Annotated in this window: 10 protein-coding genes; 8 read left to right on the forward strand and 2 right to left on the reverse strand. The window is 68.9% G+C overall.

What is annotated here, in order from left to right; all coding sequences use genetic code 11:
* The first annotated feature begins 14 nt into the window (after positions 1-14).
* From mtrB to secA, 5 genes are all read left to right on the forward strand, one after another.
* Positions 15-1,718, forward strand: a complete 1,704-nt coding sequence (gene mtrB, locus AC0HS0_RS12445) for an MtrAB system histidine kinase MtrB (protein ID WP_472964334.1) — start codon at positions 15-17, stop codon at positions 1,716-1,718.
* Complete coding sequence (locus AC0HS0_RS12450; RefSeq protein WP_472964335.1) at positions 1,715-3,409, forward strand: LpqB family beta-propeller domain-containing protein; 1,695 nt, start codon at positions 1,715-1,717, stop codon at positions 3,407-3,409. The genes mtrB and AC0HS0_RS12450 overlap by 4 nt, the downstream gene beginning before the upstream one ends.
* A 96-nt stretch (positions 3,410-3,505) precedes the next feature.
* Positions 3,506-4,183, forward strand: coding sequence for a ComF family protein (locus AC0HS0_RS12455; RefSeq protein ID WP_472964336.1), 678 nt, complete (start codon positions 3,506-3,508; stop codon positions 4,181-4,183).
* 172 nt (positions 4,184-4,355) lie between these two features.
* Complete coding sequence (gene hpf / locus AC0HS0_RS12460; RefSeq protein WP_472964337.1) at positions 4,356-5,054, forward strand: ribosome hibernation-promoting factor, HPF/YfiA family; 699 nt, start codon at positions 4,356-4,358, stop codon at positions 5,052-5,054.
* 200 nt (positions 5,055-5,254) lie between these two features.
* A complete protein-coding gene (gene secA / locus AC0HS0_RS12465) occupies positions 5,255-8,065 on the forward strand; it encodes a preprotein translocase subunit SecA (RefSeq protein ID WP_472964338.1) in 2,811 nt (936 codons plus the stop codon).
* Positions 8,066-8,124: 59 nt separating this feature from the next.
* Here the strand turns inward: secA and AC0HS0_RS12470 are convergent, their stop codons facing one another.
* Positions 8,125-8,640 carry an Rv3235 family protein gene (locus AC0HS0_RS12470; protein WP_472964339.1) on the reverse strand — a complete coding sequence of 172 codons (516 nt, stop codon included), beginning with the start codon at positions 8,638-8,640 and terminating at the stop codon, positions 8,125-8,127.
* A 183-nt stretch (positions 8,641-8,823) separates the two neighbouring features.
* Here AC0HS0_RS12470 and AC0HS0_RS12475 point away from each other — a divergent pair, with 183 nt between their 5' ends.
* Positions 8,824-10,317, forward strand: coding sequence for a sensor histidine kinase (locus AC0HS0_RS12475; protein WP_472964340.1), 1,494 nt, complete (start codon positions 8,824-8,826; stop codon positions 10,315-10,317).
* A gap of 120 nt (positions 10,318-10,437) precedes the next feature.
* Here AC0HS0_RS12475 and AC0HS0_RS12480 read toward each other — a convergent pair whose 3' ends face one another.
* Positions 10,438-10,686 carry a WhiB family transcriptional regulator gene (locus AC0HS0_RS12480; protein ID WP_018190103.1) on the reverse strand — a complete coding sequence of 83 codons (249 nt, stop codon included), beginning with the start codon at positions 10,684-10,686 and terminating at the stop codon, positions 10,438-10,440.
* A gap of 225 nt (positions 10,687-10,911) precedes the next feature.
* On the opposite strand from AC0HS0_RS12480, the gene AC0HS0_RS12485 reads away from it, so the two are divergent.
* Positions 10,912-11,352, forward strand: a complete 441-nt coding sequence (locus tag AC0HS0_RS12485; protein WP_472964341.1) for a hypothetical protein — start codon at positions 10,912-10,914, stop codon at positions 11,350-11,352.
* Positions 11,353-11,388: 36 nt separating this feature from the next.
* Entirely contained in the window at positions 11,389-12,138 is a 750-nt protein-coding gene (locus AC0HS0_RS12490) for a DUF1684 domain-containing protein (protein ID WP_472964342.1), read from the forward strand.
* The last annotated feature ends 12 nt before the right edge of the window (positions 12,139-12,150 follow it).

Consider the following 12,150-nt stretch of genomic DNA (forward strand, 5'->3'; position numbering starts at 1 on the left):
CGGAGGCGACCGCGATGCGCTTCCGTTGGCCCGACAGGGAGTGGTGGCGGCAGGTGCCGTCCGAGCTCGCGCGCCTCTGGCGCCGCTCCCTGCAGCTGCGGACGGTGGCGATCACAGTGCTGCTGACCGGTGTCGCCATCCTCGTCACCGGGGTCTACATGGCGCTCAGCATCAGCAACGACCTGTACCAGTCCCGCCTCGACCAGGCCCTGCGTGACTCGAGTCGCGCGACGACCGCGGCGCAGACGACCCTGAACGCGTCCGACATCGGGTCGGCCGACAGCGGAAAGAACCTGCTCAGCTCGACCCTCCAGGCCGTGCAGGCTTCGACCTCCAGCCGGTTGATCGCGGCGTATCGTGTGCCGGGGCAGGACAACAGCGTGCTGGCGCCGCCCGACCGTGGGAGCCCTGCCCTCAACCCGGTCATCTCGCCCGAGCTGCGGGCCGCTGTGCAGAGCGGGGGCACCAAGCAGTACTACCAATCGGTCGCGCTGCCCTCCGGCACCGACTCGACCGACCCCGGAATCGTCGTCGGGACCCAGCTGACCCTGCCGTCCTACGGCCGTTACGAGCTCTACATCGGCTACAACCTGAGCGACTCCGAGAACACGCTCCTGTTCGTGCAGAACACGCTGCTGCTGGCCGGTCTCGCACTCATCGTCCTGATCGGCGCCATCACCTGGCTGATCGTCCGGTTCGTCGTCGAGCCGATCCGCGTGGCGGCGCGCACGAGTGAACGGCTCGCCGCCGGAGACCTCGCCGTGCGCATTCCGGAGAAGGGCGAGGACGTCTTCGCCTCGCTGGCCCGGTCGTTCAACGGGATGGCGGACAGCCTCCAGAGTCAGATCAACCAGCTGGCGACGCTGTCGCAGCTGCAGCAGCGCTTCGTCTCCGACGTGTCGCACGAGCTGCGCACGCCGCTGACCACGATCCGGCTCGCCGGCGACGTGATCTACGACCAGCGCGGATCGTTCCCGCCGGCGACGACCCGCACCGCCGAGCTGCTGCACACCCAGATCGAGCGCTTCGACCGCCTGCTCTCCGACCTGCTCGAGATCAGCCGGTACGACGCCGGCTCCGTGGCCCTCGAGCCCGAGCCGACGAACCTGGTGCGGCTCGCCGAAGAGGTCGTCGACGAGCTCCGCACGGTCGCCGAGCAGAACGGGTCCGAGTTGCGGCTGGAGGCGCCCGGCGGCTACTTCGACGTCGGCATGGATCCGCGGCGCATCCGTCGGGTGGTCCGCAACCTGCTCGGCAACGCCATCGAGCACGGCGAGGGCGCGCCGGTGGTCGTGACCGTCGACAGCAACGAGACGGCCGTCGCCCTCTGTGTCCGCGACTATGGGATCGGCATGAACCAGAACGACGCCAACCATGTGTTCGACCGGTTCTGGAGGGCCGATCCGTCACGCAAGCGCACCCTCGGCGGCACCGGCCTGGGCCTCGCCATCTCGCTGGAGGATGTCACGCTGCACTCCGGCTGGCTGCAGGTGTGGTCGATGCCGGGGGAGGGCGCGTGCTTCCGGCTCACGCTGCCGCGCGTCACCGGCAAGGGCATCACCTCGTCGCCCCTGCCGCTCCCTCCCGTCGACGCCGGTGCCAAGCCGGGCCGCCGCCACGACGACTCCGCCGCGATCGAAGCGACCGCCTCGACGAACGGGGAAGCCGGGCACGTCGACGACGGCGCGGTGCGACCGGGAAGCGGGGCACGCGCATGATCCGGCGGACCGTACGCGGACTCGGCGCGGCCGTGGCCGTCGCCCTCGCCCTGGTGCTCGCCGCGTGCGCGAGCATCCCCGACTCCGGGCCGGTGCGCCAGGGCGGCCCCGTCGCGCAGGTCAACGACCAGCTCGATCTGGACTTCAACCCGTCGCCACCCGAGAACGGGGCGTCGCCGCAGCGGATCGTGCAGGGTTTCATCGACGCCGCCTCGAGCCCGAAGAACAACTTCCAGATCGCGCGCAAGTACCTGACCAAGTCGATGGCGGCCTCCTGGAACCCCGACGAGTCGGTCACGGTCGACGACGGCCGCAACCGCACGTTCGACCACGAGGGCGACCAGTGGTCGGTGGACGTCATCCCGGTCGCCAACGTCGACAGCGTCGGCTCGTACCGTCCCATCGCGAGCAAGGCGCCGATCGGGCTCTCGTACCAGGTCGCCCGCGAAAACGGGCAGTGGCGCATCGCCGTGGCGCCGGACGGCGTCGTCATCGACGATCCGACCTTCCGTGCCGTGTACAGCCAGCAGACGCTGTACTTCTACAACGCCGGCTACTCCTACCTCGTGCCGGACGCGCGCTGGTTCCCCGCGCGGGTCGCCTCGGCGGCGACCCGGGTCGCGAGTGCGGTGCTCGCCGGGCCGGCCAAGTGGCTGAACGGCGCCGTGACGAGTGCGTTCCCGCAGGGGACGCAGCTCGCCGTGCCCTCGGTCACGACCGCCGCGGGTGTCGCCCGCGTCGATCTCAGCTCGGAGGCCGGCCAGGCGGACCAGCTCCAGCTGCAGCGCATGCAGCTCCAACTGGAGCAGAGTCTGGGCGCGCTCGCGTCCTCCGTGCAGCTCTCGATCGAGGGCAACGCGCAGCAGATCCCACCGATCTCCGACTCGTCGTCGCCGCTCCAGGACCCGCCGGTCGACTCTCACGCCATCGTCTACCGCGGCGACAGTTTCGGGCTGCTCAACGGGTCGACGATCACCGACCTGAGCGGGCTGAGCGACAAGGTGGTGGCCCTCCAGCCCAGCGCGGCGACCATCGACGCCAGCCGTGACCAGGTCGCCGTGCTGTCCCACGGGGCAGCCGTGCTCGTCCGCAAGTCGGGCGATCCGGTCCGCGTCGACACGCGCCCCGGGCTGATCGCGCCGGCACTCGACAATGCGGGCTGGCTGTGGAGCGTCCCGGCTGCGGCGCCCGACGCGCTCCAGGTCGCGGGAACGAACGGACAGTCGCATGCCGTGAAAGTGGCGTGGCCCGGTGCGACGAGGATCGTGGCGCTCGCCGTCTCGCGCGACGGCACCCGCGTGGTCGCCGTGCTGAGCACGGGCACCGGCTACGCGGTGGTCGCGGGCGGTGTCGTCCGGGGAGCCGACGGACTGCCGACCTCGATCACGCAGCCGATCGAGCTCGCGGTCGGTGACGGGACGCCGACGTCGATCGCCTGGACGGGTGAGTTGACGGTCGCCGTGCTCTCGATCACGAACGGCGACGCGACGGCGATCACGGAGCAGACCATCGGCGGAACCTCCACCTCGACCACGGGCCCCGCCGCCGGTCGCACGATCGTCGGGGCGGGAGGCCTCTCTCGCTACCTGGTGCTCGCCGGCGACGGCACTCTGCAGGCGCCGACCGGGAGCGGCTGGCAGACGCAGACCGACAAGGTGGGTGCGGTCGCCGTGCAGCTCGGGCAGCCCTGACCTGACCACTCCTCCACAACGCGCCTTTCTCGCGGGTAATCCACGGATCCCTGCGCCGGGCGGACGTCGGCGGGCCGCTCGCGCGAGGCTGGGACGATGATCGAGACACCCACTCCTCCCGCTCCCGCGCGCCGGTACGTCCGCGAAGCACTGCTCGACGCCGCCGCTGTGCTCCTGCCGGTCCGGTGCGCCGGCTGCTCAGCCCCTGACCGGTCGGTCTGCGCCGTCTGCGCGCACCGACTCGTGCCGCAGGAGCGCACGAGGACCGTCGCGGGAATCACCGTCTGCTCCGCTCTCGACTACGACGACGTGCCCCGCGCGGTGCTGCTCGCCTACAAGGACGCGGGACGGGTGGACGTCGCGTCGGCACTGGGGCGCGCGCTTCGAGCCGCTGTGGCCGCCTCGACCGCAGACGGCCGGTCCGTCCCGGTTCCTGTCCTCATCCCGTCGACGCGCGCAGCCTGGAGGCGCAGGGGCTACCACCCGACCGGCATGATCCTCTCGCGCTCCCGCGCCCTCGTCCCTCCACTCTGGCGCGCGTTGCGACTCACCCGCCAGACCGTCGATCAAGCGGGGCTGTCGTCGCACGACCGCGAACACAATCGCGAAGACAGCCTGATCGGCTCTTCTCGGATCGCCGGCAGACGCTGCCTGCTCGTCGACGACATCGTGACGACCGGCGCCACCCTCGTGGAGGCCGCGCGCGCGATTCGCGCAGCAGGCGGCATCGTGGTGGGAGCGGCGACCATCGCCCAGACGCCGCGTCGTCGATGAAGACACCCGGTGCCACCGGTTTCATGGAGCGAACATCCAGACGATTACTAAGAATTCACCCGCTGATTACGGTTCCGTAACGCGCTGGGGAGCACTACGGTAGTCGAAAAGGCGCGAGCGATTCCGCCCTTCGTGATCCGGGCGGACGTCGCGCCGGATCAGGGAGGTCTCCATGGACATCAACATCGTCGGACGCAACCTGGGAATCACTGATCGGTTCCGCGAGTACGCGACAGAGAAGGCCGACAAGGTCTCTCATCTCGCCGAGCGGGCCATCTCGTTCGAGATCAAGGTCAGCAGGCACAACGAGAAGGCGGGATCCCAGAACGGCGACGATCGTGTCGAGCTGACACTGGTCGGACCGAAGGCGGTGGTGCGGTCGGAGGCGACCGGCACCGACAAGTACGCGGCGTTCGACATCGCGCTCGGGAAACTCCTCGAACGCGTCAGGAGGGCCAAAGACAGGCGCAAGGTGCACCGCGGGCAGCATCGCCCGACGTCGCTGCGCGAGGCCAGCACCGACGGCTTCAGCGCCGTGGGGCTGGCAGCGGCTCCCGTCTCCGTGCTCGATCAGGTGCGCACCGGCAGCACGCCGGTCGTCACCGATGAAGCGGAGGCGATCGAGACCGAGGAGGAGTACAGCCCGGTCGTCATCCGCCAGAAGGTCTTCGCGAGCATTCCGATGACCGTCGACGACGCCCTCTATTACATGGAACTGGTCGGCCACGACTTCTACCTGTTCGTTGACCAGGAGTCCAAGCGGCCCAGCGTTGTCTACCGCCGCAAGGGCTGGGACTACGGCGTGATCGCCCTCGACGACGACGCCGAGGAGCTGCAGGAGGTGGCGACGGCCAGCCGCAAGCTCGGCTGACAGACGCGGTGATGGCGTGCGCCCGGGCGGCGCACGCCATCACCGTTCACGCACCTCGCAGACGCCTCCCAGCGAGGGCGGGTCGTACGCAGGGGCGGACCAAGTACGATGTTCTCTATCGTCGGCGGAGTCTGCCGTGCGGCGTGCGCCCGCCGGGGCGCGGGCATCATCGGCCCGACCGAGCAAAATGGAGTGCATCAGTGGCCTCAGTTCTTGAAAAGGTTCTCCGCGTCGGCGAGGGACGCACCCTGCGGCGCCTGGAGGCGTACGCGAAGGCGGTCAATGCTCTCGAGGACGACTTCAGCGAGCTGACCGACGACGAGCTCATGCACGAGACCGTCGAGCTCCGCGAGCGCTACAGCAACGGCGAATCGCTCGACGACCTGCTGCCGGAGGCCTTCGCCGCCGTGCGCGAGGCGTCCAAGCGGACGCTCGGCATGCGGCACTTCGACGTGCAGATCATGGGCGGCGCCGCCCTCCACCTCGGCAACATCGCCGAGATGAAGACCGGCGAGGGCAAGACCCTCGTCGCGACAACGGCGGCGTACCTCAACGCCATCACCAGCCGCGGCGTGCATGTCATCACCGTCAACGACTACCTCGCGAGCTATCAGTCGGAGCTCATGGGCCGCGTGTTCCGCGCGCTCGGGATGACCACCGGAGTGATCCTCTCCGGTCAGACGCCCGAGGAACGGCGTGAGCAGTACGCCGCCGACATCACCTACGGCACGAACAACGAGTTCGGCTTCGACTACCTCCGCGACAACATGGCGTGGCAGGCGAGCGACATGGTGCAGCGCGGCCACTACTTCGCGATCGTCGACGAGGTCGACTCGATCCTGATCGACGAGGCGCGTACCCCGCTGATCATCTCCGGGCCGTCCTCCGGCGAGGCGAACCGCTGGTTCAACGAGTTCGCCAGCCTGGCCACCCGGCTCACGCCGGAGGTCGACTACGAGGTCGACGAGAAGAAGCGCACGGTCGGCGTTCTCGAGCCGGGCATCGAGAAGGTCGAGGACTACCTCGGCATCGACAACCTCTACGAGTCGGCGAACACCCCGCTCATCTCCTTCCTCAACAACGCGATCAAGGCGAACGCGCTGTTCAAGCGCGACAAGGACTACGTCGTCATGAACGGCGAGGTGCTGATCGTCGACGAGCACACCGGTCGCATCCTGGTCGGGCGTCGCTACAACGAGGGCATCCACCAGGCGATCGAGGCCAAGGAGGGCGTGGAGGTCAAGGCCGAGAACCAGACGCTCGCCACGGTCACGCTGCAGAACTACTTCCGTCTCTACAAGAAGCTGTCCGGCATGACCGGTACGGCCGAGACCGAGGCGGCCGAGTTCATGAGCACCTACAAGCTCGGCGTCGTCCCGATCCCGACGAACAAGCCGATGCAGCGCAAGGACCAGCCCGACCTCGTCTACAAGAACGAGATGGCCAAATTCGACCAGGTCGTCGAAGACATCGCCAAGCGCCACGAGAAGGGCCAGCCTGTCCTCGTCGGCACCACCAGCGTCGAGAAGAGCGAGTATCTCTCGCGCCTGCTCGCCAAGAAGGGCGTGCGCCACGAGGTCCTGAACGCGAAGAACCACGCGCGCGAGGCCGCGATCGTCGCGCAGGCCGGACGCGTCGGGTCGGTGACCGTCGCCACGAACATGGCCGGTCGTGGAACCGACATCATGCTCGGCGGCAATGCCGAGTTCATCGCGGTCGCCGAGATGAACGCCCGTGGGCTGTCGCCGGTCGAGACTCCGGAGGAGTACGAGGCCGCATGGGACGACGTCTTCACCGAGGTCAAGGCGAAGGTGGCGGAGGAGGCCGAGAAGGTCATCGCAGCCGGCGGTCTCTATGTGCTCGGAACCGAGCGCCACGAGTCGCGGCGCATCGACAATCAGCTGCGCGGCCGCTCCGGCCGTCAGGGCGACCCGGGCGAGAGCCGCTTCTACCTGTCGCTGACCGACGACCTGATGCGCCTGTTCAACGCGGGCGCGGCCGAAAGCCTGATGGGGCGCACGAGCGTCCCCGACGACATGGCGATCGAGTCCAAGGTCGTCAGCCGCGCCATCCGCAGCGCGCAGTCGCAGGTGGAGGCGCGCAACGCCGAGATCCGCAAGAACGTCCTCAAGTACGACGACGTGCTCAACCGTCAGCGCGAGGCCATCTACGGCGATCGCCGTCACATCCTCGAGGGCGACGACCTCCACGAGCGCGTGCAGAAGTTCCTCACCGACGTCGTCGACGACATCCTCGACCAGCACACTGGTGAGGGCAGCGGCGACGACTGGGACTTCGACGCCCTCTGGGCAGAGCTCAAGACGCTGTACCCGGTCGGTGTCTCCATCGACGAGGTCATCGCCGAGGCCGGCAACAAGGGTCGCATCAACCGCGACTTCATGCGCCGCGAGATCATGTCCGATGCGAAGATCGCGTACGAGAAGCGCGAGGAGTCGCTGGGCTCGCCCGCGATGCGCGAACTGGAGCGGCGCGTGGTGCTGTCGGTGATCGATCGCCGGTGGCGCGACCACCTGTACGAGATGGACTACCTCAAGGACGGCATCGGCCTGCGCGCCATGGCGCAGCGCGACCCGCTGGTCGAGTACCAACGCGAGGGCTACGCGATGTTCCAGCAGATGATGGGCGCCATCCGCGAGGAGACCGTCGGCTTCCTGTTCAACCTGGAGGTCGAGGTCAACCAGGCTCCCGACGAGGTCGCGGCCCCGGCCGTCGCAGCCAAGGGCCTCGCCCGAGGCGAGTCCTCGGAGGCCCGGCTCAGCTACTCGGCTCCCGGCGAACAGGGCGAGGTCGAGGTCCGCAACCAGCGGGGCCAGATCGAGAAGGCCGCGACCGACCGCGCGCAGCGCCAGCAGCGCCAGGCCGCTCCGGCTCAGGCGGCTCCGCCCGCTCAGGCGTCGAACCAGCGCGGCGCGTTCGGCCAGCGTGTGGAGGAGTCCGACGACGCCCCTGCTAACCGCGCCGAGCGCCGGGCGCAGGCCAAGAAGCGCTGATCGCAATGACGTCCGCCTGACGGCGGGGAGGCTCGACCGGCCTCCCCGCCGTCAGGCGTTCACAGCACGCTGATCGCGGTCGCCCGCCAGCGTGTGCGGTGGCGTTCCAGCCGCAGCGCCACAGCGCGCGACCGGGTCGGCTGGTGGATCATCACGACGGCGTCGACGATGGACTCGCCCAGACGGTTGACCATCGGCTCGCCGACGCGCACGCGCGGGCGGCGCGCGTCGTCGCCCGTGACCTCCCGGGAGCGCGCAGCGATCACCGTGCGGCGCAATAACTGCACGAACACCGAATCGCTCACCCACCTGCCGAGCTGATCGAGAGGGCGCGCGCCCGCGAGGATCTCGATGACGCACAGCGCGAGCTTCGCGCTCAAGAGGCTCGGATCGTCGTCGAGACCGCTGACGAGCCGGAGGTCGGGGTCGGGACTCTGCTGCACGACACTCAGCGGAGGCCGGGCGTCGCGGCCCTGGTAGTCGCTGTGCAGCCGGTCGCTCTTCATGAGGTCGCTCTTCATGTGGTCGCTGTGCACACCGTCGCGGTCGAGGACGGGAGTCAAGAGTGTGTTCATTCTGATGGAGCTCGATTCTTCTCTTCGACGCGTTCGTCGATTGCCTGCCTCTCACTCAAGCAGCGCGGTTCGCAGGGGTCCAGGGCATCAACGCGGGTGTGGACAACTCGTTCCACTGCGGCCGCCGGAGAGGGCCTCAGGCCGCTGTCACCGGGCGTGACGCCGTCTGTCTATAGTGGGGGAGTGTCGACGCTCAGTGATCTCGTCCATGCTCAAGGTCGTTCCTCCGAGGCGGACGTGGAGTGGCTCCACTCGCTCGTCGGCGACTGGCAGCTGCTCGCCGATCTGGCCTTCGCCGACATCGTCCTGTGGGTGCCGACGACCGACGACGACTTCGTCGCGGTCGCGCACGCGCGGCCGTCGAGCGCGGCGACGCTCTTCTACCGCGACTTCGTGGGTCAGCGGATCAAGCCGGAGTGGCGTCAGCAGGTCACCGACGCGTACCGCACCAAGGAGATCATCGACACCTCCGCCCCCGACTGGTACGAGGAGACGCCCACGCGCGTACGCGCCGTGCCGGTGATCCGGCGGCTCACCGTCCACTCGCCCGAGACGGCGTCCGAGCCGGTTGCCGTCATCACGCGGCACACCAACCTCAGCGAGGCGCGCACGCCGAGCCGTCAGGAGTTGACGTTCAACGATTGCGCGAACGACCTGTTCAACATGATCGCCACCGGCGACTTCCCCGATCTCGGCGCACCGGCGGCGCCGCGGCGCGGTCAGCCGCGTGCGGCCGACGGCCTCATCCGCCTCGACGTCGACGGCGTCACGACGTTCGCCAGCCCCAACGCGCTGAGCGCCTTCAACCGGATGGGCTTCACGGGTGAGTTGGAGGGCGAGTCGCTCGCCACGGTGACGACCGGCCTCCTCGCCGGCACGATCACGGTCGACGAGTCGCTCCCACTGGTCGTGACCGGCCGGGCGCCGTGGCGCACCGACATCGAAGCGCGCGGGGTGACCGTGTCGCTGCGTGCCATCCCGATCCGCAACCGCGGGCAGCGCGTCGGCGCGATCGTGCTGTGTCGCGACGTTTCGGAGCAGCGGCACCAGGAGCGCGAGCTCATCACCAAAGACGCCACGATCCGCGAGATCCACCACCGCGTCAAGAACAACCTCCAGACCGTCGCGTCGCTGCTGCGCATCCAGGCGCGCCGCACGCACTCGGAGGAGGCCAGGGAGGCCCTGAGCCAGGCGATGCGGCGGGTGGCGGCGATCGCGGTCGTGCACGACACGCTCTCCACGGGCCTCGCGCAGATCGTCGACTTCGACGACGTCTTCGACCGGGTCCTGCTCCTGGTCGCGGAGGTGGCGGCGAGCCACACGACGACGGTGCACCCGAAGAAGTCGGGCACGTTCGGTTCGCTGCCGAGCGAGTACGCGACGCCGCTGGCGCTGGCGCTCACCGAGCTGGTGACGAACGCGGTGGAGCACGGCCTGGCGGGGCGCGAGGGTCAGGTGGAGATCGTGGCGAACCGGTCTGCCGAGTCGCTCACCGTCAAGGTCGTCGACAACGGGTCCGGCCTGCCCGAGGGAAAGGTCGGCTCGGGGCTCGGCACGCAGATCGTGCGCACCCTGATCCAGGGCGAACTGGGCGGCGCGATCGACTGGCACACGATGATGGGCCAGGGCACCGAGGTCACCATCGAGGTGCCGCTCCGCTACCTCACCACCGTCTGAGGCCCTCGAGCGTCGTCCACCACGAGAAACGCCGAGGGGCGCTCCTGGACGATGACGTCTGCTAGGTGTTCAGGAGCGCCGCCTCGGCGGCGGTGTGTTGCAGGGAGCCTGGGTCGGGGCTCAGGAGGCGCGGCGCGCGCGGGCGGCGCGGCGCTTGAGCGCACGGCGCTCGTCTTCGGAGAGGCCGCCCCACACCCCGGAGTCTTGGCCGGTCTCGAGGGCGTACTGCAGGCAGATCTCCGTCACGGTGCAGCGTGCGCAGACCGCCTTGGCCTTGTCGATCTGGTCGACCGCGGGTCCGGTGTTTCCGACAGGGAAGAACAGCTCGGGGTCCGCGGTCAGGCAGGCGGCTTTGTCGCGCCAATCCATGAAGATATGCTCCTTGTTTGCTGGATGTTTCCTGGCCCGAGGGGCCTAGAATGCAGGTAAGCAGCCGCGTTACAGGGTTCTTCAGATCCATGGGGAATGAGACCTGCCCACCACCCTGTGAGCACTAACTCGGCCTTGAATATGCTCCCATAGCGGTTAATCCGAATCAATAGTTTTGTATGGGATAACGCTGTGAACACACACTCGAAATGTCTGGATGCTATAGTGCCCGATCCGTCCGCGCCCGCCTCCGGAGGCCCCGCCAGGCCACCGCTTCTCATCGTCCTGGCGGTCATCGTGGCCCTGGAGGCGCTGCTGGTGACCGGGCTCGCGCTCTGGCTGCTGTTCGAGCTTCTCACGCAGAAGCCCCAGTCGTACACCACCGCTGTCGCGATCACCGTGCTCGTCGCGCTGGGAGCGGCCTGGGTCATCGCGACGCTCGTCGGCCTCCTTCGGCTGCACGCATGGGCGCGAGCGTCGATCGTCACCATCCAGATCCTGATGATCGCTGTCGCGGTCGGCAGCTTCCAGGGCCTCGTCGCGCGGCCCGACGTGGGCTGGGCGCTCCTCGTTCCCGCGGTCGTCGCCGGCGTGCTCGCCCTGACTCCGTCGGTCGCGCGCGCGACCGCGCGCTCCGATGCCCGCAACACGGAGACACACGAATAGCGCCGGAGCGGGAACAAGACGGAGACTCGCTCTGTTATGCCCGATATCGTGACTGAAACCACCGCCCCCGCCTCTCCGTCCACCATCGAGACCGCGGAGGCCGGGTACGCCGCGTGGCGTGCGTGGCGACTCGGCTCCGTCGCCCAGCCCACCGGCAACCTCGCCCTCGTCGAGACCCGCTGGCTTCCCGAGGGTGACGAGACGACGACGGAGCAGGCACTCGCAGGGCAGCCGGCGACCGTGACGGCGACAGAGCTGAGCCGGCGCAACCTCGACACCGGAGCGCCCGAGCGCGGCATCCGGCTGTGGGACGCCGCCTCCCCGGCGATCCGCGCATTCGAGACGATCGAGGCGTTCCCGTTCGACCCCTCCTGGGTCATCGAGGCCCGCTTCACGCCCGTCGAGGGCGAGCGCACGATTCCGTTCGAGCACATCCGCGACAACGGGCTGACACGCGAGCTCGTCGTGCCGGGCGACATCACCTTCGAGCGCGACGGCGTCGAGTACACGCTGAGCGCGTTCGACGACGACGGAACCCTCCTGCTCGTCTTCGGCGATCCGACGAACGGCGCTGAGGGCCCCGACGGCACCTACGCCTCCGGCCGTTTCCTCTTCGTCACGCGCGACGGCGACGACGCCGTGCTCGATTTCAACCGGGCCTTCGTGCCGCCCTGCGGCTTTTCGGACCAGTACAACTGTCCGCTGCCGCCGCGGAACAACCGCTTCGCCGTGCCCGTGACCGCGGGCGAGAAGCGCGTCGTGCTCCGCGACGGCGCCGCCCACTGAGCTTCATCCCCA

The organism is Leifsonia sp. PARNA 1/14, assembly GCF_055720965.1.

Coding starts and splice junctions, on each gene's coding strand:
- AC0HS0_RS12480 (WP_018190103.1), bottom strand. CDS start 10,686: ATGGATTGGCGCGACAAAGCCGCCTGCCTGACCGCGGACCCCGAGCTG.
- mtrB (WP_472964334.1), top strand. CDS start 15: ATGCGCTTCCGTTGGCCCGACAGGGAGTGGTGGCGGCAGGTGCCGTCC.
- AC0HS0_RS12455 (WP_472964336.1), top strand. CDS start 3,506: ATGATCGAGACACCCACTCCTCCCGCTCCCGCGCGCCGGTACGTCCGC.
- hpf (WP_472964337.1), top strand. CDS start 4,356: ATGGACATCAACATCGTCGGACGCAACCTGGGAATCACTGATCGGTTC.
- AC0HS0_RS12470 (WP_472964339.1), bottom strand. CDS start 8,640: ATGAACACACTCTTGACTCCCGTCCTCGACCGCGACGGTGTGCACAGC.
- AC0HS0_RS12450 (WP_472964335.1), top strand. CDS start 1,715: ATGATCCGGCGGACCGTACGCGGACTCGGCGCGGCCGTGGCCGTCGCC.
- AC0HS0_RS12490 (WP_472964342.1), top strand. CDS start 11,389: ATGCCCGATATCGTGACTGAAACCACCGCCCCCGCCTCTCCGTCCACC.